Here is a 21187-nt window from a genome sequence, read left to right on the forward strand (position 1 = left end):
CATCACCCGGCCGACCGAGGCGTGGCGGATTCGTCGCCTCGGCGCCGCGTCGCGTGCCCCGTGATCGGGCCGAGCTCGGCGGGCGCGAACCAGCCGTGCATCCGGCCCTCGATCCGCACGGTGTCGTCGTCGACGGTCACCGCGACCGTCAGGGTCTGCGCCGTCTCGATCAGCTGGATGCGCAGCCGCCACACCGCGCCGTCGCCCCTCGCGCCGTCCGCCCTCGCGCCATCCGCCGTCGCGTCGTCCTCCGCGGCCTCGTCCCACCCGGCGCTGACCCCGACCGGGGTCGGCGAGCCCGTGATCACCGACGTCGTGCCCTCGACCCAGCGGCCGTGGCCGGCGCCGAGGCGCTCGACGCCGTGGGCCGTCTCGAGCTCGAGCGTCCACTCGGCTCGGTCGTCGTCGGCATCCGCAGCGGCGTCGACTACCCGGTCGGCGGGGACGGCGATGTCGATCCGCAGGCCGATCAGATGCGCGCCGTCGTCGATCGCGAACCGCCGGCCGAGGAGATCGTGCGCCCGCGACGAGGTCGATGTGCCGGGCTGCGGCGGGAGTCGCAGCCCGCTCAGGCGCGCGGGCTCGTCGGATCCGGCGTCGGGTGCGGTCTCCGTCTCGGGCAGTGCGGCTGCAGCCGGCGCCGCGTCGGCATCCGGCAGCGCGCCGATGCCCGGCAGCAGGTCCGTCCAGATCGCGTCGAGCACCGCATCCATCGGATCGAGTCCCGCGGTCGTGACGACGACCGTCTCGAGCTCGGGCAGCACGACGATGAACTGCCCGAAGGCGCCGTCGGCACGGTAGGCGCCGTGCCGCGAGCGCCAGAACTGGAAGCCGTAGCCGAGCTCCCAGTCGCCGGGCCCGGGCGCGCCGCCGGCGAAGGGGGCGACGTCGGTCGTGGCGATCTGCGGGGAGGTCGCGAGGTCGAGCCAGTCGGCGGGCACGAGCTGGCGCCCACCCCAGGCCCCACGCTGCAGCAGCAGCTGTCCGAGCAGCGCGAGCTCCTCGGTGCGCAGGTGCAGTCCGCTGCCGCCGAGGTCGACGCCGTCGGCACTCGAATCCCAGTCGCGCGTCGTGATGCCGAGCGGGCCGAACAGGCGGTCGGCGACGAAGTCGAGCAGCCGACCGCCGGTCAGCCGCTGCAGGATCGCCGCGACCAGGAAGGTCGTGCCGGTCGAATAGACGAAGCGCTCGCCCGGCTCGTGGTCGAGAGGCTCGTTCAGCACGAAGCACACGGCCTCGGCCGTCTGTCGCGAGCGCACCCCGTCGAAGTCGGGCTCGGAGCATCCGCGGCTCATCGTCAGCAGATGCCGCACCGTGAGCCGCTGCAGCCGCTCGCTCGGCTGGGCCGGCGCGTCCTCGGGCAGCAGGTCGATGACCCGGTCGTCGAGGCCGAGCAGCCCCTCGTCGATCGCGACGCCGACGGCGAGCGCGGTGACGCTCTTGCTGACCGAGTTGAGGGTGTGCGGCAGCTCGGCACGGTACGGGGCCCACCAGCCCTCGCCGACGACCTGCCCGCGGCGCACGACCATCAGGCTGTGCACGCCGCCGATGCGGGTGAGGGATGCGGTGAGCCGCTCGATCGCGGCCGGATCGACGCCGAGCGCGGCCGGGTGAGCCCGCGGGAGGCGACCCGCCGTCGGGTCGGTGCTCGTGCTGGGTGCTGCCGCCGCGCCGGCGCCGCTCATGCTGCCGCCCCGCCCTCCGGGCCTGCCGCGGCGTCGCGCGGAGCGAGCTTGATCCCGTTGACGGTGCGTACCCGCCAGCCGACCGGCGCGGAGTCGCTCACGTCATCGCCCGCCGCATCCGCGCTCTCCAGCAGCGACACCGTCGCGTTCTCGATCGTGTCGACCTTGTAGCCGACCAGGTCGCTGAGCGTGTAGCGGATGATCGTGCCGTGGCAGACGACCACGACATCCTCGCCCGGGTGGTCGGCCGCGATCTGCGCGAGCGCGCGGTGGCCGCGCACCACGACGGAGTCGAGGGTCTCGACGCTCGGCTCGCTCTTGCCGGGCCAGAGCCGCTCGACCTCGGCCTCGCTGCGACCTTCGAGCACGCTGTAGTCGCGCTCGATCAGATCGGGATAGGCGCCGGCGAGCGGGATGCCGAGCCCCTCGGCCACGATCTCCGCGGTGACTCGGGCGCGGGCGAGCGGCGAGCTGACGACGACGGTCCACGGGATGCCCGCATCCTTCAGCACCGGGATCGCGTCGTGCGCCTGCTGACGCCCGGTCGCGTTGAGCGGGGTGTCGCTCGAGCCCTGCAGCAGACCCTGCAGGTTCCAGTCGGTCTGGCCGTGGCGGATGAGAGCGAGCGTGGTCACGCCGGCTCGACCTCCGCGACGACCTCGGCAGCCGGATCGCCGAACTCCGCCTCGAGCGCCTCGCCGCCGAAGGTGTGCACCGTCCAGCCCTCCGTGCCCTGGCTGACGCGCGACGCGGTCGCGTTGCCGAGGAAGCCGAGCTCGCGCCCGGTCAGGCTCATGAGCGCCGAGCGGATGATCGTGCCGTGCGCGACGACGATCACGTCGCGCCCGTCGAAGTCCTTCGCGACCTGCTCCAGGGCGCCGAGCGCGCGCAGCCGCGCCTGCTCGTCGTTCTCGAAGCCCTCGGGGTCGCGGTTCGGCCAGCGGCGCATGGCCTCTTCGACCGGAACGCCCTCGGCGTCGCCGAAGTGCTGCTCGAACCACTGCGGGTAGACGCGGATGAACGGCACCCCGAGCTTCTCGGCGATGAGCTCGCCGGTCTCGCGCGCGCGGATCGCGCTCGAGCTGACGACGGCCGACCAGGCGTGCTCGCCCGCGTCGCGCTCGGCGGCCAGCAGCTCGCCGGCGTCGCGCGCCTGCTGCCGTCCGGTGTCGTTGAGGGGGATGTCGCTCGAGCCCTGCATCAGGTGGGCGGCGTTCCAGTCGGTCTCTCCGTGGCGGACGAGTGCGATCACGCGGGGTAGCTCCTTAGGTCGACCCCATTCTCTCGGATGCGTGGTGAACACCGCCTCCGAGCGGAGAGGACACCCGGATCAGCCGCGGCGGCCGAGCGCGAGACGGGCGGCGACGATCCGGCTCAGCGCCCGGAACTGCAGCACCCCGGCCGCGAGCAGCGTGAGGCCGAATACCGCGAAGGCGAGCCCCGACTGCAGGTCGCGCACGATCACGGCGGAACTCGCCGCACCGGCCAGACCGAGCACGAGACACATCGCGGCCCCGACGCCGCGCCAGAACACGAAGGGCTCGAAGGCGAAGAGCCGCGCCGCGTCGGGGTCGTCGGCGCCGAGCCCGCGCAGCGAGCCGTGCCGGCGCATCCACCACTCCAGCGCCCGGATCATGCGCGCGTTCGTCGCGCCGAGCAGCGCCATGAGTCCGGCCACCAGCAGCTGGCCGACCAGCATGCCGACGATCGGACCGACGCCGGTCACGCCGCTCGCCGCCGACCCGACGCCGATCAGCAGCATGCCGACGCCGAGCACGAGCGCGGCCGCGCCCCAGAGCACCCGCCGTAGTCCCAGGCCTCGGTGCAGTGCGCGGATCGCCGCGAGCGCGTCCTCAGGCTGTCCCGTCTGCCGCTCGGCCGCATCCACGACCTCCTCGACCCGGCGCGGCAGCGGCGCCGTGCCGACCCGTCGCGCGGCGCGGGCCTCGTCGGATGTCATGCGCTCACGCTACGGGGCGCGTCCGCCCGCGTCACGGCGAGCACGGCGGGCCCGACCGGCCCCGCGGCCTAGGCTGGACGCATGGCTTCCTGGTCTCTCGGCGGCGCCCTGCGCGGCATGTTCGCCAAGCGCACGATCGACGACTCCACCTGGGAGGAGCTCGAGGATGCGCTGATCGGCGCCGACTTCGGGCCCGACCTGACCGAGCAGATCGTCGACGAGCTGCGCGCCAAGGTCGACCGCTACCGCACGACCGACCCGAAGGACCTGCAGCGGATGCTGCGCGAGACCATCGAAGAGCGTCTCGCCCGCCTCGACCCGACGCTCAAGCTCAGCGAGCGCCCCGCGGTCGTGCTCGTCGTCGGCGTCAACGGCGTCGGCAAGACCACCACGATCGGCAAGTTCGCCCGCTTCCTCGTCAACAACGGCCGCACGGTCGTCGTCGGCGCCGCCGACACCTTCCGCGCCGCCGCCGTCGAGCAGCTCGCGACCTGGGCGGAACGCGCCGGCGCGACCGTCGTGCGTCCGCAGCAGGCGGGGCAGGATCCGGCGTCGGTCGCCTTCCAGACCGTCGAGCTCGCGAAGAACCAGGGCATCGAGATGGTGCTCGTCGACACCGCCGGGCGTCTGCAGACGAAGAGCGGGCTCATGGACGAGCTGAGCAAGGTGCGCCGCGTGATCGAGAAGCAGGCGCCGATCAGCGAGGTGCTGCTCGTGCTCGACGCGACCACCGGGCAGAACGGACTCGCCCAGGCCGAGGCGTTCATCCAGCACGCCGGCGTCACCGGGCTCGTGCTCACCAAGCTCGACGGCTCGGCGAAGGGCGGATTCGTGCTCGCCGTGCAGGAGAAGACGGGCATCCCGATCAAGCTCGTCGGTCAGGGCGAGGGCATCGGCGACCTCACCGGCTTCACGCCGCACGTCTTTGCCCAGCAGCTCGTCGGCTGACGTCCGCCTCCGAGACCGCGATCGTGTCGGAGGCCCGGCCTAGCCTGCGGGCATGGCCGAGGGAACCGCGACGACCCCGCACACCTACCCGCAGGGCGTGCCCTGCTGGATCGACACCGCCCAGCCGGATCCGCCCGCCGCGAGCCGCTTCTACGGCGAGCTGCTCGGCTGGAGCTTCCACGAGGCGATGCCGCCGGGCGCGCCCGGCAGCTACCTGATCGCGCAGCGGAACGGCAGGGATGCGGCGGCGATCGCGCCGCTGGCCGATGCCGCGACCGGCGGCGCCTCCGCCGAATGGGTGACCTACATCGCGGTCGGCGACGCCGATGCGATGGCCGCCCGCGCCGAGGAGCTGGGCGGAACGCTGCTCGAACCGCCGCAGGACGCCGGCCCCGTCGGGCGCTACGCGACCGTGCGCGACCCGGCCGGCGCCGTCTTCCGGCTCTGGCAGGCCCGCCAGCGGATCGGGTCGCAGATCAACAACGCTCCCGGCAGCTGGAACTTCAGCGACCTGCACGTCGCCGACGTCGCCGCCGCGCTCGGCTTCTACCGCGAGCTCTTCGGCTGGATCGTCACCGACATGGGCCCGGATGCCGGAGCCATGATCGGCGTCGCGGGCTACGGCGATCATCTCGAGGCGACGGTCGACCCCGACATCCGCGTGCGTCAGGCCGGTGCGCCTCCCGGCTTCGCGGACGTGATCGGCGGCGCGACGACCGTGGCCGACGGCGAGAGCCCGAGCTGGCACGTGACCTTCTCGGTCGCCGACCGGGATGCGAGCGCAGCGGACGCCGAGCGACTCGGCGGCGTCGTGCTCGCTCGAGCCGAGGGCGTCTGGGCGTCGACCGCGCGCATCCGCGACCCGTGGGGCGCCGAGTTCACGCTGAGCCAGTTCACCGGGCCGGCGGACTGACCTCGGCGCTCTCGTCGTCGGCGCGCTCGGTCGCATCCCAGCTGGCCAGCAGCTGCAGCGCCTCCCGGCTCGGCTGGTCGAGCGGGTGATAGGCGAACAGGTGCAGCGACGGATCCGCGGGCACCGTGAGCGCCTCGTAGCCGAGCTCCAGCCGGCCGACGACCGGATGGTGCAGCCGTTTCCGACCCGTGCGGTGGTGCTTCACGTCGTGCGCGGCCCAGCGTCGCGAGAACTCGGAGCTCTGGGTCACCAGCTGGCCGATCAGCGTCGACAGTCGTCGATCGTCGGGGTGCGCCCCCGCGTACCCGCGCAGAACGGCCACGATGTCGTCGGAGCTGCGCTCCCAGTCGACGAAGAAGTCGCGCGCGAGCGGGTCGAGGAAGGTGAAGAGCGCGTTGTTGCCCTGCGCGATCTCGCTGCCGAACAGCGGGCTGTAGAGCGCTCGGGCGAGCGGATTCGCGGCGAGCACCTCGAAGCGGTGGTTGCGCACCCACGCGGGGATCCCGGTCATCGACTCGAGCATCGCCATCAACCCGGGGCTGATCGTCCCCGCCGAGGCGCGGGGTGCGGCGACGCGTCGCGTCGGCCCGGCCGTGGCGCGCGCGAGGTCGAACAGGTGCTGCCGCTCGGCGTCTTCGAGCTGCAGCGCGTCGGCGAGGGCGTGCAGCACCGCGTCCGAGACGCCGGAGAGGTTGCCGCGCTCGATGCGCACGTACCAGTCGACCGAGATCGCGGCGAGCACGGCGACCTCCTCACGCCGCAGGCCCGGCACGCGACGGTTGCCGCCTGCGCTGAGCCCGGCGCTCTCGGGCGTGACGCGCGCGCGTCGCGACCGCAGGAACTCGGAGATCTCAGCGCGCAGGTCCATGCCGTCACGGTAGTCCGGGCCGTGGGCGCGAAGGGGGTGCTGACGATACCCCGAACACCCCGCCCTCCCGTGCGTCGGCGCGAGAGGGTGCACTGGACGCCGACGACCACGCGACAGGAGAACCCGATGACGAGCACCGCGATCAGCGACCTCACCCTCAACAACGGCGTCACGCTGCCCCCGATCGGGCTCGGCGTGTTCCAGAGCCCGCCGGCCGAGACCAGCGCCGCCGTCACGACGGCGCTCGAGCTCGGCTACCGCCACGTCGACACCGCCGCCGCCTACGCGAACGAGCGCGAGGTCGGCGTCGGCATCCGCGACTCCGGCATCGCCCGCGACGAGGTCGTGATCGAGACGAAGGTGTGGCCCAGCGACTACGGCCGCGACGAGACCCGGCACGCCTTCGACAAGGCGGCGGCGAAGCTCGGCGTCGACCGCATCGACGTGCTGATCCTGCACCAGCCCGCTCCGGCCGGCTTCGACCGCACCGTCGCCGCCTACCTCGCCCTGCAGCAGCTGCTCGCCGACGGCGCCGTGCGGGCGATCGGGGTGAGCAACTTCATGCCGCACCACCTCGATCGGCTGCTGGCCGAAGTGGATGTCGTGCCGCAGCTCAACCAGATCGAGCTGCACCCCTACTTCACCCAGCCGGAGGTGCAGGCGGCGGATGCGGGCCACGGCATCCTCACCCAGGCCTGGTCGCCGATCGGCGGCATCACCTTCTACCCGGGCCCCTGGGGCGACGACCGCCGCAGCGTGCTCGCCGACCCGACCATCGCGCAGATCGCGGCCGCGCACGGCAAGAGCCCGGCTCAGGTCATGCTGCGCTGGGGGATGCAGCAGGGGCGCTCGGTGATCCCGAAGTCGACCAGCCCGGCCCGCATCGCCGAGAACCTCGCCGTGTTCGACTTCGCGCTCGCCGCGGACGAGCTCGCGACGATCGACGCGCTCGACACCGGCCGCCGCAGCGGTCCGGACCCCGACGGCGCCCGCACCGACCTGTTCGACCGGGTCATCCCCGAGGCCTGATCCTCGAACGACGCGGGAGCGTGCTCAGGCGCGCTCCCGCGCCCGTGCGTGCGCCTCACCAGTGCAGCAGCCCGCCCGGATGCGTGAGCCGCCACTCGGTCGTCGGCTTCGTGATCGTGCCCGTGAGCACGACCGGCACGGACGCCGACCGCGAGCCGGTCGTGTAGACGACGGTGCCGATCCGCTCGCCGTCGCGACCGGTCTTGAGCGCGGTGGTCGTCATCTTCGCGGTGACCTTCGCGTCAGACCAGGTCACCAGCCGCGCCGTGTCGCCGAGCGTCATGGTCGCCGTCGAGCCCCACGCGGTGCGGTAGGTGCCGACCTCGGCCCCGGCGGCGCCGACGATCGTGTCGTGGAAGCCGGCGCGCAGGGCGTTGAGCCAGGCGCGCACATCCTGCACGATCTGATCGCGGCTGCTGCCGAGGATCACGCCGATGACCCGCAGCGGGGTGTCGATGCCGGCGACACTCACGTTCGCGGAGAACAGCAGGTTGACGCCCACGTCGTCGAGCGTGCCCGTCTTGATGCCGTCCACCCCGTCGATGCCGAGCGCCGGGTTCGTCGTCGAGAGCGTCGGAAGCCCCGCGACCTCGAGGCTGTGCAGCCCGACGATCTGCGCGAGCGCCGGATCGGCCATCACGAGCTTGCCGAGCGCGATGAGGTCGGAGGGGGTGCTCGTGTTGCGGGTGTCGAGTCCGGTCGGCTCGGCGAAGGTCGTGCTGGTGAGACCGTGCTTCTTCAGCCAGCTGCGCGCGGCGGAGACGAACACCGGCTGCGAGCCGAAGGCCCACGTCGACACGGCCTCCGCGTAGTTCGAGGCGGAGGCGACGAGCATCGTCGCGATCGCGTCGCGCTCGCTCATCCGCGTGCCCTCGGGCATCGCCGCGATCGTGGCATTCAGCACGTAGTACTTGTCGTAGAGATCGTGGGCGGCTTTGTCGAAGGTGATCGTCGGACCCGTGCCGCCGTCGCCGAGCGGCTTGCGGTCGAGTACGACGAGCGCGGTCACGAGCTTGCTGATGCTCGCCATCGGCTTCGCGGCGTCGCCGCCCGAGGCGGTGAGGATGCCCGACGCTCCGGCGCCGAGGAACTCGTCGGCTCCCGTGACGCTCACCGCGAACTCGCCGACCGGGGTCGGGAACGCCACCGCGGGGGAGGCCGCCACCACGGGAGCCTTCGCGGTGCCCGACGGCATCCCGACCGGGGCTGTCAGGGTCGCGAAGACGTAGCCGCCGGCGAGCGCCGCGAGCACGACGACCGTCACGATCGCGCCGATCGTGCTGCGCCGGCGGCGTCGCCGGTCGCGGGCGCGCTCGGCCGCGTGGACGGCGGGATCGGCGCGACGGCGGGTCTCGGCCTCATCGCTCGTGCGCATGATCCAGGCGAGGCGATCGAGGTCGTCGTGGGGCACTGCGGTGGTCCGTTCGCGTGATCGAGCCGGGCCCGAGGATCGCAGGTCCGGCACCGGATCATAGGCACCCGACGCGGCGACCGTCCTCGGTGTCACCCCTCGTGTCGCGCATCCGCCGACCGATCTGTCCACCCCGTCGACCGCAGCGCGACCGGCTCCGTCGGCGAGCCATCCTCGCGCCGCCCCCGAACGGGGTACAGCGGGTGGGGCGAAACGCCCACCCGGGGCTGGCAAGGGGCCGGGAGGGTGCGGCGAAGCCTCCCGTCGGGAGTCCATGCGCGTGCATGGAGTGTCAGCGTCGAGGCCATGAGAGCACCCACCTCGATCGCCCTGCTGCTGCTCCGCGTCGTCCTCGGCGTGGTCTTCATCGCCCACGGTCTGCAGAAGCTGACCCAGGGCGGGATCGCCGGAACCGCCCAGGGCTTCAGCCAGATGGGCGTTCCGCTGCCTGAGATCGCGGCACCCGCGATCATCGCCCTCGAGATCGGCGGGGGAGCGCTGCTCATCCTCGGTCTCGCCAGCCGCATCCTCGGCGCACTGCTCGCGATCGACATGATCGTCGCCTGGGGCCTCGTGCACGCTGGATCCGGATTCTTCGCCCAGGACGGCGGCTTCGAGTACGTGCTCGTGCTCGCCGTCGTCGGCGCCGCGATCGCGGTCGCCGGGCCGGGGCGCTTCGCCGTGGGTGCCGCCCTCAGCGGCGTCGTGCGCTCGCGTCGTCAGCGGCGCGGCTTCACCCCCGCCCGCGCCTGACCGCAGGGCCCACTGGGCGCACGACCCGAGATGCTCCGTCCCGCTCGTCGGGGCGGAGCATCCGTCGCGTCAGCTTTCGTGCGGCTCGAGCCCGCGATGCGCCCGCGCGAGGTCGCGGTACTGCACCGCATTGCGGGCGATGCGGTCGCGCATCCCCTCGTCGGTGATCTCGCCGCGCACCTTCGCGGGGACGCCCGCCGCGATGTGACCGTCCGGCACCTCGTGGCCCTCGAGCAGCACGGCACCCGCCGCGAGCAGGGCCCGCGCGCCGAGCTTCGAGCCGCTGAGCAGGCGCGAGCCCATGCCGACCAGGGCTCCGTCGCCGATGGTCGTGCCGTGGATGATCGCCGCGTGCCCGATGCCGACGCCGGCGCCGATCACGGTCGGGTTGCCGAGATCGGTGTGCACGACCGAGTTGTCCTGGATGTTGCTGCCCTCGCCGAGCTCGATCCACTCCAGGTCGCCGCGCAGCACCGTGCCGTACCAGACGCTCGCCTCGGCGCCGATGCGCACACGGCCGATGATCGTCGCGTTCGGGGCGATGAACGCGGTCGGGTGGATCTCGGGGTGGTCGCCCTCGAAGGGCAGGATGAGCGGCATGCGGTCAGCCTACGGGCGGGGCGCCGGCCCCCGACCGACGCCCGCGCATCCGGCGTCGGCATCCGCCCCGCGTAGAATCGCGGGACCATGGCCGCTTTCGCCTCACTCTCCGATCGCCTCACCGCGACCTTCCGCAACCTCCGCACCAAGGGCAAGCTCACGCCCGCCGATGTCGACGGCACCGTGCGCGAGATCCGCCGCGCGCTGCTCGATGCCGACGTCGCGCTCGAGGTCGTCAAGCAGTTCACCGGCACGGTGCGCGAGCGCGCCCTCGGCGACGAGGTCAATAAGGCGCTCAACCCGGCCCAGCAGGTCGTGCAGATCGTCAACGAGGAGCTGATCGGCGTGCTCGGCGGGCAGCAGCGCCGCCTCGAGTTCGCGAAGCAGCCGCCGACGGTCATCATGCTCGCCGGACTCCAGGGCGCCGGAAAGACGACGCTCGCGGGCAAGCTCGCGAAGCACCTCAAGAAGGAGGGGCACACGCCGCTGCTCGTGGCGAGCGACCTCCAGCGCCCCAACGCCGTCACGCAGCTGCAGGTCGTCGGCGAGCAGGCCGGCGTCCCCGTCTGGGCGCCCGAGCCGGGCAACGGCGTCGGCGACCCGGTGCGCGTCGCCCGCGACGGCGTCGCCGAGGCGAAGCGCAAGCAGTTCGACACCGTCATCGTCGACACCGCCGGCCGTCTCGGCATCGACGCCGAGCTGATGAAGCAGGCCTCCGACATCCGCAAGGCCGTCGACCCGGACGAGGTGCTCTTCGTCATCGACGCGATGATCGGCCAGGACGCGGTCACGACCGCCCGCGCCTTCCAGGAGGGCGTCGACTTCACCGGCGTCGTGCTCTCGAAGCTCGACGGCGACGCCCGCGGTGGTGCCGCTCTCTCGGTCGCCAGCGTGACCGGCCGCCCGATCATGTTCGCCTCCACGGGCGAGAACCTCGACGACTTCGAGCCGTTCTACCCCGACCGCATGGCGAGCCGCATCCTCGACCTCGGCGACATCCTCAGCCTCATCGAACAGGCCCAGGAGGCCTTCGACGAGGAGGAGGCGCGCAAGGTCGCCGAGAAGTTCGCGACCGACAGCTTCACGCTCGACGACTTCCTCAAGCAGATGCAGCAGCTCAAGAACATGGGCTCCATCAAGGGGATGCTGAGCATGCTGCCCGGCGCCCGCGGCATGCGCGAGCAGCTCGACAACTTCGATGAGAAGGAGATCACCCGCACCGAGGCGATCATCCAGTCGATGACCCTGCAGGAGCGTCACCAGCCGAAGCTGCTCAACGGCTCGCGACGGCTGCGCATCGCGAAGGGATCGGGCACCACGGTGACCGAGGTCAACTCGCTCATGCAGCGCTTCGAGCAGGCGTCGAAGATGATGAAGACCGTCGCCAAGGGCGGGATGCCGCAGGTTCCGGGCATGGGACCGGTGCCCGGCATGGGCGGCGGCCGCGCCTCGGCGAAGAAGGCCGCGCAGGCGAAGAAGAAGGGCGGCTCGAAGAGCGGCAACCCCGCCAAGCGCGCCGCCGAGAACCGCGCCATCTCCGAGGGCAAGCCGCTGGGCGGATCCAACGCCGGCGGCTCGGGCTTCGGCCTCGGCTCGGGGGCGGCTTCGGGCTCGGGCCAGCCGAGCGAGGAGGAGCTGGCGGCGCTGGGCAAGTTCCTGAACCGCTGATCTCCCGCGGGCGCTGACGCGCTGACGCGGGTGCGCTGCGGGGGCCGGATCCGGGATGACCTGGATCCGGACGGAGCGCGTGCTGAGTTAGTCTCAATCGTCCGGGAGGTCACCCGGCGTCTCACCACATCCCTCCGCCTCGAAAGCGAGCCCTCCGTGCGCAGCTCCTCGCGTCTCCTCCTCGTCCCCGTCGTCCTCGCCGCCGCTGTCGGCCTCGCCGGCTGCTCCCTCGGCGGCGGCGCGGGGGCCGACCGCTCCTCCGATTCCTCGAGCGCGAAGTCGACCTCGTCGAAGTCCGACGCCAGCCCCGCCGCCGATGACGCGAAGGGCGGCTGCCCCGCCTCGATCGTCGCCGCGCTCGACGCCCAGACCGACGCCACGGCGAAGACGACCGAGGGCACCGTCGCCGACCTGGCCTTCCCGGGCGACGCCGCTCTCGTGGCCGACGCCTGCGTGCTCACGGTCGACACCGGCTCCGGCACCTCGGTCATGGCCTTCGTCCCCGGCGAGGCCGAGGCGGCCGCCGGCATCCGCACCGCGATCGAGGCGGCGGGCTTCACCGCACTGACCTCGGATGCGGCGAGCACCTTCTACACGAAAGACAAGGAGAGCTGGGTCGTCGCCACGAGCGACACCAGCAACCCGCTCGCCTCGGCGTTCGGCGACAAGTTCTCCGGGCCGATCGTGACGGTCATGCACATCGTCACGGCCTGACCCTCGGGTCGATCGCGCGACGAGCGGATGCGGCGGGGCCAGCGCTCCGCCGCATCCGCTCGCTAGCGTGAGCGCATGACCACCGACCGTCCCGTGCGTATCGGCGTGCAGGTTCAGCCTCAGCACGCGCTCTACCCCGACATCCGCGACACCGTGCGCGCCCTCGAAGACCTCGGCGTCGACGTCGTCTTCAACTGGGATCACTTCTATCCGCTCAGCGGCGAGCCCGAGGGCCTGCACTACGAGTCGTGGACGATGCTCGCCGCGATCGCCGAGCAGACCGAGCGCGTCGAGCTCGGCGCCCTCGTGAACTGCAACTCGTACCGCAACGCCGATCTGCAGGCCGACATGGCCCGCACGATCGACCACATCAGCGCGAAGGGCGGCACGGGCCGCTTCATCTTCGGCACCGGCTCCGGCTGGTTCGAGAAGGACTACAACGCCTACGGCTACGAGTTCGGCACCGTGGGCTCGCGTCTCGACGCGCTCGCCGAGTCGCTGCCCCGCATCGAGGCGCGCTGGGCGCAGCTCAATCCCGCGCCGACCCGCGACATCCCGGTGCTGATCGGCGGCGGCGGCGAGCGCAAGACGCTGCGCCTTGTCGCGAAGCACGCCGACATCTGGCACAGCTTCGCCGACCCGGAGACGCTGAAGCACAAGATCTCGGTGCTCAAGGACTGGTGCGAGAAGGAGGATCGCGACTTCAGCGAGATCGAGCTCTCGAACGAGCAGCGCGAGAAGAACCTGAAGCTCGCCGACGAGCTGCACGCGACCGGCGTCACGCTCTTCACGATCGGCATCAGCGGCCCCGACTACCCGCTCGAGCAGGTGCGCGATTGGGTGCGCTGGCGCGACGAGATCAACGGCTGACCCCCTCACGGGGACGCTCGCGCCGCGCGGCGCCCCGCCTAGTCTCGGTGAGATGACGAATCGTCCGATCCGGATGCTGGGCGCGGGCGCCGCGCTGCTGTTCGCCCTCTCCGGGTGCTCGATGCTCTCGGGCCCCGGCGGACCGCTGACCCGCAGCGCCACCGATGCCGGTGCCGGTGCCGGCGCGGGTACGGCCGATGGCTGCCCGGGCGATGCAGCCGCCACCGTGCGCCGCGCGCTCGAACGCCGCGATCCGTCACGCGACTTCGCGGTGAGCGTGATCCCGCTCGAGGATGCCGGACCCGACGTCTACCAGATCGACGAGGACACGAACGAGGAGAGCACCACCACGATCGGCGCGATCGTCGCCGAGGCGGTCGACGACGCCTGCGCGATCGAGTTCACCGTCGACGAGATCGACAGCTTCCAGCTGCTCTACGTGCCTGACTCCGACGGCGTCGCCGAGGCGATCGCCGACAGCTTGCACGATCACGGCTTCTGGGACGACGACGTCGTCGGCATCGCCGACCTGCCCGACTACACCGACGACCAGTACGTGGTCTCGATCGAGCGGCTGGCGAGCGGCAGCGACACGTCGACCATCGGTCTCGGCGTCGAGAAGGATGCGCGCTACGCCGACGGCGTCATCGTGCTCGCGGTCGTCTTCGGCGGCTGAGCGGCGAAGGTCTCTGCGTCGCGGTCGAGGCCAGCGGTTGGCGCCGGGCGGGGCGGGCTCAGACGGTCGACGGCTCCCCGGTCGCGAACTCGGCCGCGAGACCCGCGACCACGGCCCGCGTGTCGCCGTCGTGCGCTGCGGCGATGCGCCGCTGGCGCTGGTAACTGGCGCCGCGGTCGAGGATGAGCTGCACGTCCGCGAGCTCCCCGGCGCAGTCGAGGCGCTCGGCGATCGGCCTCAGCCGCTCGATCGTCTCGGCCAGATGCTCGGTGACCAGCCGCTCGTTCCCCGCGCGGTCGACGATGACGATCGCATCCAGGCCGTATCGCGCCCCGCGCCACTTGTTCTCGCGCACGAACCACGGCTGCATGCTCTCGAGGTCGCCACCCGCATCCAGCGTCTGCTCGGCCTCCTCGATCAGGCACTGGGCGAGTGCGGTGAGCGCGCCGACCTCACGGAGGGTCGACAGGCCATCGCAGAAGCGGATCTCGATCGTGCCCCACTTCGGCGAGGGCCGCAGATCCCAGCGCAGCTCGGAGTGGTCGTCGATCACGCCCACGTGCGTCAGGTCGTCGACGATGCGCTCGTACTCCTCCCAGGCGCCGAGCTGCGGAGGAAGGCCGGCTGTGGGCAGCTGCTGGAACATGAGCGCGCGGTTCGACGCGTAGCCGGTGTCGATGCCGGTCCAGAACGGGCTCGACGCCGACAGCGCTTGGAAGTGCGGGTAGTACGTCAGCAGCGAGTTGAGGATCGGCAGCACGCGCTCGCGCCGGTCGATGCCGACGTGCATGTGCACGCCCCAGATCAGCAGCTGTCGTCCCCAGTACTGCGTGCGATCGAGCAGCGTCTGGTACCGCTCCTTGTCGGGCGTGACCTCCTGGTGCTGCCAGAGGGCGAAGGGATGCGTGCCCGCGCACATCAGGTCGACGTCGTGCCCGCGGGCCGCGTCGGCCGCGGCCCGCGACTCACGCGCGAGGTCGGCGACCGCATCCGCCACCCGGTCGTGCGGGGCGCTGACCAGCTCGACCGTGTTCGTCAGGAACTCGCCGGTCGCGTGCGGGAACGCGCTGTCGTCGCTCGCGAGGTCGGCGAGGATCTGCGGGGCGGCCGGGGAGAGGTCGCCCGTCGCGCTGTCGACGCACTGCAGCTCCCATTCGATTCCTACGCTGGAGCGCGGCGATCCGGCGAAGCTGAGGGCCATGCGCCGAGTCTGGCAGGCCGGCGCCGCCGGATGGCGGATTCGCGTCTTCGGATGTCGTCGGTTCGCCCTAGCGTTCTGCTGTGAGCACGCAGAGCGCCCCCGCCGCATCGGGTATCCCCTCCACGTCGGCGACGCCGCGTCCGCCGTCCCGCCGCGAGACCCTGCTGCTCGCCGGCGCGATCGTGTTCACGGTGCTCGCCTGGGCGAGCGCCTTCCTCGTGATCCGTGGCGTCGCGCCGCACCTCGCCCCCGGCGGCCTCGCCTTCGGGCGGCTGGTGGTCGGCGCACTGGCGCTCGTCGTGCTGTTCGCGATCTCCCGCCGCTGGGTGACGCCGACGGCGCGCGAGTGGATGCTGCTGCTCGGCTACGGCGTGCTCTGGTTCGGCCTCTACAACGTGGCGCTCAATACTGCCGAGACCACGCTCGACGCCGGCACGACCGCGATGATCGTCAACGTCGGCCCGATCCTCATCGCGCTCGGCGGCGGCCTGATCTTCCACGAGGGCATCTCGCGCTGGCTCGCGATCGGCTTCGTCGTCTCCTTCGCGGGCATCGTGCTGATCGGCGTCGCGAGCGGCGCGCACTTCGGCGACCTCGGCGGGATGCTGTGGTGCCTCGTCGCGGCCGTCACCTACGCCGCGGGCGTGCTCACGCAGAAGCCGACGCTGCGCCGGCTTCCCGGCATCCAGGTGACCCTGCTCGGCGCGCTCATCGGCGCCGTCGTCACGTCGCCCTTCGCGCCGCAGCTGGTCGGCGACCTCGGCCGGGTGGCTCACGACACCCCGCAGTCGCTGAGCCCCGTCGTGCTCGGCATCGTCTACCTCGGCGTCGTGCCCACGGCGCTCGCATTCACGACCTGGGCGTATGCGCTCGGCCGGGTGCCCGCGAGCCGCCTCGGCATCAGCACCTACGTGGTTCCGCCGATCGCGGTGCTGCTCGGCTGGGCCGTGTTCGGCGAGGTGCCGGCTCCGCTCGCGCTCGTCGGCGGCGTCATCTGCCTCGCCGGCGTGGCGCTGAGCCGTCGTCGCGGGCGTCCGCGCGGCGCCGCCGCGCCGGCTCCGTCGGCGGTCGTCGCGGGGGAGCGCGCCCCCGTCTCCGAGGCGGCGGACGCCCCGGTTGGAGCAGAGCGCCGGGATCTGTCAGAATAGGCAGTCGAGCCTTGGCCGTCCGACCCTCTATCCGACGCGCCCGAGGCATCCTTTAGAGCTTCGCGTCCGAGCGTGCACCCCACGAGCACGGCCGCTGTTCGACTTTCAACACTCACCATTCAGGAGAAACGTGGCTGTCAAGATCCGCCTCAAGCGGCTTGGAAAGAAGTTCGCGCCGTACTACCGCATCGTCGTCGCCGACTCGCGCACCAAGCGCGACGGTCGTGTGATCGAGGAGATCGGCAAGTACCACCCCACCGAGAACCCCTCGTTCATCGAGGTCGACTCCGACCGCGCGCAGTACTGGCTCAGCGTCGGCGCCCAGCCGACCGAGCAGGTTCTCGCGATCCTCAAGCTGACCGGCGACTGGGGCACCTTCAAGGGTGACAAGAACGCCGTCAGCACCGTCAAGGCCCCCGAGGGCAAGGTCGAGTTCACGGTCGACGAGCAGAAGAAGACCGTGCTCAAGCCCAAGGCCGAGAAGAAGGCCGAGGAGGCCCCCGCCGCTGCGGAGGCCCCGGCTGAGGAGGCGCCGGCCGAGGAGGCCGCCGCCGACGAGACCGCGACCGACGGCGACCAGGCCTGATCGACGTGCTCGCACCCGCGCTGGAACACCTCGTCAAGGGGATCGTCGATCACCCCGATGACGTCCGCGTGGCTTCGATCGACTCCTCGCGCGGCGAGGTCCTCGAGGTGCGCGTGCACCCCGAGGACCTCGGCCGCGTGATCGGCCGTTCGGGACGCACGGCCAAGGCCCTCCGCACCCTTGTCACGGCGCTCGCCGACGGCCGCCGCGTGCGCGTCGACGTGGTCGACACCGACGAGGCGTGAGCCCCCGCAAGCCGCCCCGCACGCCCCGCACTCAGCTGCGGGTCGCTCGCCTGGTGAAGGCCCACGGCCTCAAGGGCGCTCTCAAGCTCGAGCTCTACACCGACGATCCGGACCGCCGCTTCACGCCGGGCGCCTCATTCGCCCTGCAGGTGCCGACCTCGTCGTCGTGGCACGGCAAGTCGCTCGAGCTCGCCGAGCTGCGTTTCTACAACGGCAGCCCCGTCGCCTTCTTCGTCGGCGTCGACGACCGCACCGCGGCCGAGACCCTCGTCAAGGCAGTGCTCTGGATCGATCAGGATCTCGACGAGGTCACCGACGAAGAGGATGCGTGGTTCGACCACCAGCTCGTCGGCCTCTCCGCCGTGCGCGACGGGCGGACCGTCGGCCAGATCGCGCGCGTCGACCACCTGCCCGCGCAGGATCTGCTCGTCGTCGCGACCGACGCCGGCGAGGTGCTCGTGCCCTTCGTCAAGGCGATCGTGCCGAGCGTCGACATCGAGGCCGGCATCGTCAGTCTGACCCCGCCGGTCGGTCTCTTCGAGGAGATCCCCGACGCGGATGCGGACGCCGACACGGATGCCGAGGGCTCGGCCACCGGCGCCGACTCCGGCTCCGGCGAGGGCGGCAGCCGTCGCCCTCCGCTGCCGCGTCGCACCTCGCGCCGCCGTCCGGCCGCCGCGCCCGCGGAGTCCGGCGCCGCGACGAGCGCCGACGACGCCGAGTCGGCCGGCAGCGACCCCGCCGCGGAGTAGCCCGGCAGCGCCCCCGCCTCCGAGCAGCCGGACCGGGTGAGGTCCGCGCCGCGGCTACGCTGGGCCGGTGCGCGTCGACATCTTCACGATCTTCCCGGAGTTCTTCTCCGTGCTCGACGTCTCGCTGCTCGGCAAGGCCCGCACGAGCGGACTGCTGGAGCTCGGCGTGCACGACCTGCGCGATTTCACGACCGACCGGCACCGCAGCGTCGACGACACGCCCTACGGCGGCGGCGCCGGCATGGTCATGAAGCCGGAGCCCTGGGGGCAGGCGCTCGACTCGGTCGTGACACCCGCATCCACCGTGATCTTCCCGAGCCCGGCCGGCGAGGTCTTCACGCAGCGCCGGGCCCGCGACCTGAGCACCCGCGAGCACCTCGTCTTCGCCTGCGGGCGCTACGAGGGGATCGACCAGCGCGTCATCGACGACACCGCGAGCCGCGCCGAGGTCATCGAGCTGAGCCTCGGCGACTACGTGCTCAACGGCGGCGAGGTCGCCACGATGGCCGTCGTCGAGGCGGTCGGCCGGCTCGTTCCGGGTGTCGTCGGCAATCCGGAGAGCCTCACCGAGGAGAGCCACGAAGACGGCCTGCTCGAGTACCCGAGCTATACCAAGCCGGCCGAGTGGCGTGGCCGGGAGGTGCCGCCGATCCTGCTGAGCGGACACCACGCGCAGATCGCCGCCTGGCGGCGCCAGCAGCAGATCGAGCGCACGCGCCGGGTGCGGCCCGAGCTGCTGCCTGACGAGCTGCGCGAACTCGACTGAGCGTCGCGGCGGCGGCGGCCGCGCGACTCAGCTCGAGCGCGCGGTGAGGATGATCGGACCGTCTTCGGTGATCGCGACGGTGTGCTCCCAGTGGGCGCCGCGGGAGCCGTCGGCGCTACGGAGCGTCCAGCCGTCGGGGTCGGTGAAGATCTCGTCGGTCGTGTGCAGGAACCACGGCTCGATCGCGAAGACGAGGCCGGGGCGCAGCGGCAGTCCGCGCTTGCGGCGGCCGTCGTTCGGCACGTGCGGGTCGCCGTGCATGACGCGCCCGACGCCGTGCCCGCCGAAGTCGAGGTTGACCTCGAGGCCGGCATCCGCGGCGACGTCGCCGATCGCGGCCGAGATGTCGCCGATGCGCTTGCCGACGACCGCCTGCGCGATGCCGGCGTCCAGCGCCTCCGCGGTCACCTGGATGAGGCGCTCGTCCTCCTCGCGCGGGGTTCCGACGATGAGCGACACGGCCGAGTCGGAGACCCAGCCGTCGACGCTCGCCGCGAAGTCGAGGCTCAGCAGGTCGCCGTCCTTCAGCGTGTAGTCGTGGGGGAGGCCGTGCAGAACGGCGTCGTTGACCGAGGTGCAGATGACCTTGCCGAAGGGCGAGGCGCCGAACGACGGGTGGTAGTCGATGTAGCAGCTCTCGGCGCCGGCGGCACGGATCATGTCGTGCGCGAGCGCATCCAGCTCCAGCAGGTTGACGCCGACGGCGGCGGCATCGCGAGTGGCCTCGAGCACGCTGGCGACGAAGGCGCCGGCGGGGCGCATCTGCTCGATCTCGGCGGGGGTGCGCAGTTCGATCACCCGGCGAGCCTAGCCGCCGGCCGATGTCGCGGCGGGGATGATCCGCTCCTCGCTTTGGCGAATGGGACCCTCATCTGGCAAACTGATCGCTTGTGCCCGGCGCGGCTCTGCCACAGGGGAGCCCGGATCACCGGAGCACGCACTCACTTTCCTATTTTTCTACCGCGTGCGACCTGTCGGCGAGCGCAGAGAGCGAACGAACATGTCCCACATCCTCGACGTCGTCGATGCAGCATCGCTGCGCTCGGACATCCCCGACTTCCGCCCCGGTGACACCGTCAAGGTGCACGTGAACATCATCGAGGGCTCGCGCTCCCGCATTCAGGTCTTCCAGGGCGCCGTCATCGGCCGCTCGGGCGAGGGCGTGCGCGAGACCTTCACGGTCCGCAAGGTCAGCTTCCAGGTCGGCGTCGAGCGCACCTTCCCGGTGCACTCGCCGGTCATCGACCACATCGAGATCGTGACCCGCGGTGACGTGCGTCGCGCGAAGCTCTACTACCTGCGCGAGCTGCGCGGCAAGAAGGCCAAGATCAAGGAGAAGCGCGACGCCTGAGTCGCAGCGCTGATCCGATTCGCGCCCACATCCCTCGCGGGGTGTGGGCGCGGTCGTTTAACCGGAGGGGCGGCCTATGCTGGGCGCGGGCCGCACGGCCCGGGTCGGCACGGCCAGGCGTCGTCGCGACCGGAGGGCGTCAGGGCCCACGCGGGCACCAGCCCAGGAGACACGGGGAGCGGATGACCACGGCGGACGAGAACGCGCGCACGCGCGACGAGGTCGACGGCAGCAGCGAGCTGGATGCCGCCGACTACCCGCGTCGGCGCGGCACCGAGCGTCGCACCGCCGTCGAGTCGCGCAAGCCCCGCGGCTGGAAGCTGTTCCTGCGCGATCTCGTCGTCATCATCGTGGCCGCGGTGATCATCTCCTTCCTCATCAAGACCTTCCTCATCCGCTCCTTCTACATCCCCTCGGAGTCGATGGAGCAGACGCTCATCGTCAACGACCGTGTGATCGTGAACGAACTGCAGCCGAAGATGTTCGGGCTGCAGCGCGGCGACGTCGTCGTGTTCAAGGATCCGGGCGGCTGGCTCGACGGCACCCCCAAGACCGAGCAGCCCACCGGCATCGCCGGCTTCTTCAACGAGGTGCTCGGCGTGGTCGGCCTCACCGCACCCGACAGCGACGATCACCTGATCAAGCGGGTGATCGGTCTGCCGGGCGACACGGTCAAGTGCTGCAACAGCCTCGGCCAGATGACCGTCAACGATGTGCCGATCGACGAGCCCTACGTGCAGCTGCCCGCGGGCACCAAGCGCGTCTCGGCCGATGACTTCGAGGTCACCGTGCCGAAGGACGCGATCTGGGTGATGGGCGACAACCGCTACAACTCCAAGGACTCGCGCTACAACCAGCAGAACCCGGGCAAGGGCTTCGTGCCCTACGACGACATCGTCGGCCGGGCCTTCGTGATCAGCTGGCCGACGAGCCGCTGGACCTGGCTCGACGACTACCCGCTCACCTTCGACGGCATCCCCGACCGCTCGGCGTCGGCGAAGCCGCTCGGCGGATGATCACGCCCCCCGTCGATCGCGTGCCGA

At 71.7% G+C, this 21187-nt stretch carries 23 protein-coding genes and 1 pseudogene; 15 read left to right on the plus strand and 9 right to left on the minus strand.

All coding sequences use genetic code 11. The features are described from left to right. Window positions 1-2: 2 nt before the first annotated feature. The 4 genes from FJ657_RS05805 to FJ657_RS05820 form a co-directional block, all read right to left on the minus strand. The gene (locus tag FJ657_RS05805; protein WP_141162772.1) at window positions 3-1685 is read right to left on the minus strand and encodes a serine hydrolase domain-containing protein; all 1683 of its coding nucleotides are present in this window, start codon (window positions 1683-1685) and stop codon (window positions 3-5) included. Further along, the gene (locus FJ657_RS05810; RefSeq protein ID WP_141162773.1) at window positions 1682-2320 is read right to left on the minus strand and encodes a histidine phosphatase family protein; all 639 of its coding nucleotides are present in this window, start codon (window positions 2318-2320) and stop codon (window positions 1682-1684) included. The genes FJ657_RS05805 and FJ657_RS05810 overlap by 4 nt, the downstream gene beginning before the upstream one ends. Further along, the gene (locus tag FJ657_RS05815; protein WP_141162774.1) at window positions 2317-2937 is read right to left on the minus strand and encodes a histidine phosphatase family protein; all 621 of its coding nucleotides are present in this window, start codon (window positions 2935-2937) and stop codon (window positions 2317-2319) included. Before FJ657_RS05815 ends, FJ657_RS05810 begins: the two co-directional genes overlap by 4 nt. 78 nt (window positions 2938-3015) lie before the next feature. Next, the gene (locus FJ657_RS05820) at window positions 3016-3645 is read right to left on the minus strand and encodes a hypothetical protein (RefSeq protein ID WP_141162775.1); all 630 of its coding nucleotides are present in this window, start codon (window positions 3643-3645) and stop codon (window positions 3016-3018) included. Window positions 3646-3726: 81 nt separating this feature from the next. On the opposite strand from FJ657_RS05820, the gene ftsY reads away from it, so the two are divergent. Both ftsY and FJ657_RS05830 read left to right on the plus strand, forming a co-directional pair. Continuing rightward, window positions 3727-4593 (plus strand): signal recognition particle-docking protein FtsY, encoded by an 867-nt coding sequence (gene ftsY / locus FJ657_RS05825; RefSeq protein ID WP_141162776.1) that lies wholly within the window; start codon window positions 3727-3729, stop codon window positions 4591-4593. 52 nt (window positions 4594-4645) lie between these two features. Then, window positions 4646-5506: a VOC family protein gene (locus tag FJ657_RS05830; RefSeq protein ID WP_141162777.1), complete on the plus strand. Its 861-nt coding sequence runs from the start codon at window positions 4646-4648 to the stop codon at window positions 5504-5506. Here the strand turns inward: FJ657_RS05830 and FJ657_RS05835 are convergent. After that, window positions 5487-6374: a helix-turn-helix transcriptional regulator gene (locus tag FJ657_RS05835; RefSeq protein WP_141162778.1), complete on the minus strand. Its 888-nt coding sequence runs from the start codon at window positions 6372-6374 to the stop codon at window positions 5487-5489. The two genes, FJ657_RS05830 and FJ657_RS05835, sit on opposite strands and share 20 nt — an antisense overlap. A gap of 126 nt (window positions 6375-6500) precedes the next feature. Here FJ657_RS05835 and FJ657_RS05840 point away from each other — a divergent pair, with 126 nt between their 5' ends. Next, window positions 6501-7403, plus strand: coding sequence for an aldo/keto reductase (locus FJ657_RS05840; RefSeq protein WP_141162779.1), 903 nt, complete (start codon window positions 6501-6503; stop codon window positions 7401-7403). A 55-nt stretch (window positions 7404-7458) separates the two neighbouring features. On the opposite strand, the gene FJ657_RS05845 is transcribed toward FJ657_RS05840, so the two are convergent. Continuing rightward, on the minus strand, window positions 7459-8814 hold the full coding sequence (locus tag FJ657_RS05845; protein WP_255447182.1) for a D-alanyl-D-alanine carboxypeptidase family protein: 1356 nt from the start codon (window positions 8812-8814) through the stop codon (window positions 7459-7461). A gap of 306 nt (window positions 8815-9120) precedes the next feature. On the opposite strand from FJ657_RS05845, the gene FJ657_RS05850 reads away from it, so the two are divergent. Further along, window positions 9121-9567, plus strand: a complete 447-nt coding sequence (locus FJ657_RS05850; RefSeq protein WP_141162780.1) for a DoxX family protein — start codon at window positions 9121-9123, stop codon at window positions 9565-9567. 69 nt (window positions 9568-9636) lie between these two features. On the opposite strand, the gene FJ657_RS05855 is transcribed toward FJ657_RS05850, so the two are convergent. Continuing rightward, window positions 9637-10167 carry a gamma carbonic anhydrase family protein gene (locus FJ657_RS05855; protein ID WP_141162781.1) on the minus strand — a complete coding sequence of 177 codons (531 nt, stop codon included), beginning with the start codon at window positions 10165-10167 and terminating at the stop codon, window positions 9637-9639. An 87-nt stretch (window positions 10168-10254) separates the two neighbouring features. Between FJ657_RS05855 and ffh the strand changes: the two genes are divergently transcribed. The 4 genes from ffh (at window position 10255) to FJ657_RS05875 (ending at window position 14095) form a co-directional block, all read left to right on the plus strand. Then, window positions 10255-11835 carry a signal recognition particle protein gene (gene ffh, locus FJ657_RS05860; protein ID WP_141162782.1) on the plus strand — a complete coding sequence of 527 codons (1581 nt, stop codon included), beginning with the start codon at window positions 10255-10257 and terminating at the stop codon, window positions 11833-11835. Between the two features lie 156 nt (window positions 11836-11991). Next, the gene (locus FJ657_RS05865; RefSeq protein ID WP_141162783.1) at window positions 11992-12549 is read left to right on the plus strand and encodes a hypothetical protein; all 558 of its coding nucleotides are present in this window, start codon (window positions 11992-11994) and stop codon (window positions 12547-12549) included. 75 nt (window positions 12550-12624) lie between these two features. Further along, window positions 12625-13419: an LLM class F420-dependent oxidoreductase gene (locus tag FJ657_RS05870; protein WP_141162784.1), complete on the plus strand. Its 795-nt coding sequence runs from the start codon at window positions 12625-12627 to the stop codon at window positions 13417-13419. A 52-nt stretch (window positions 13420-13471) separates the two neighbouring features. Continuing rightward, a complete protein-coding gene (locus FJ657_RS05875; RefSeq protein ID WP_141162785.1) occupies window positions 13472-14095 on the plus strand; it encodes a hypothetical protein in 624 nt (207 codons plus the stop codon). Window positions 14096-14153: 58 nt separating this feature from the next. Here FJ657_RS05875 and FJ657_RS05880 read toward each other — a convergent pair whose 3' ends face one another. Further along, complete coding sequence (locus FJ657_RS05880; RefSeq protein ID WP_141162786.1) at window positions 14154-15296, minus strand: glutamate--cysteine ligase; 1143 nt, start codon at window positions 15294-15296, stop codon at window positions 14154-14156. Window positions 15297-15376: 80 nt separating this feature from the next. Between FJ657_RS05880 and FJ657_RS05885 the strand changes: the two genes are divergently transcribed. The 5 genes and pseudogenes from FJ657_RS05885 (at window position 15377) to trmD (ending at window position 18793) form a co-directional block, all read left to right on the plus strand. After that, complete coding sequence (locus tag FJ657_RS05885; protein WP_255447183.1) at window positions 15377-16444, plus strand: DMT family transporter; 1068 nt, start codon at window positions 15377-15379, stop codon at window positions 16442-16444. A gap of 130 nt (window positions 16445-16574) precedes the next feature. Next, window positions 16575-17030: a 30S ribosomal protein S16 gene (gene rpsP, locus FJ657_RS05890; protein ID WP_141162787.1), complete on the plus strand. Its 456-nt coding sequence runs from the start codon at window positions 16575-16577 to the stop codon at window positions 17028-17030. A 5-nt stretch (window positions 17031-17035) separates the two neighbouring features. Continuing rightward, window positions 17036-17275 carry an RNA-binding protein gene (locus FJ657_RS05895; RefSeq protein WP_141162788.1) on the plus strand — a complete coding sequence of 80 codons (240 nt, stop codon included), beginning with the start codon at window positions 17036-17038 and terminating at the stop codon, window positions 17273-17275. Continuing rightward, window positions 17272-17880 (plus strand): annotated as a pseudogene (rimM, locus tag FJ657_RS05900) (ribosome maturation factor RimM); the annotation flags it as partial. The gene FJ657_RS05895 and the pseudogene rimM, both read left to right, overlap by 4 nt. A 214-nt stretch (window positions 17881-18094) precedes the next feature. Further along, window positions 18095-18793, plus strand: coding sequence for a tRNA (guanosine(37)-N1)-methyltransferase TrmD (gene trmD / locus FJ657_RS05905; RefSeq protein ID WP_141162789.1), 699 nt, complete (start codon window positions 18095-18097; stop codon window positions 18791-18793). A 27-nt stretch (window positions 18794-18820) separates the two neighbouring features. On the opposite strand, the gene map is transcribed toward trmD, so the two are convergent. Next, entirely contained in the window at window positions 18821-19591 is a 771-nt protein-coding gene (gene map / locus FJ657_RS05910; RefSeq protein WP_141162790.1) for a type I methionyl aminopeptidase, read from the minus strand. A 202-nt stretch (window positions 19592-19793) separates the two neighbouring features. On the opposite strand from map, the gene rplS reads away from it, so the two are divergent. Next, window positions 19794-20144, plus strand: a complete 351-nt coding sequence (gene rplS, locus FJ657_RS05915; protein ID WP_141162791.1) for a 50S ribosomal protein L19 — start codon at window positions 19794-19796, stop codon at window positions 20142-20144. A 182-nt stretch (window positions 20145-20326) separates the two neighbouring features. Further along, window positions 20327-21160, plus strand: coding sequence for a signal peptidase I (gene lepB, locus FJ657_RS05920; RefSeq protein ID WP_141162792.1), 834 nt, complete (start codon window positions 20327-20329; stop codon window positions 21158-21160). Window positions 21161-21187: the final 27 nt, after the last annotated feature.

The sequence above is a fragment of the Schumannella soli genome (genome assembly GCF_006517435.1).
In the GTDB taxonomy this organism is placed as follows: domain Bacteria; phylum Actinomycetota; class Actinomycetes; order Actinomycetales; family Microbacteriaceae; genus Schumannella; species Schumannella soli.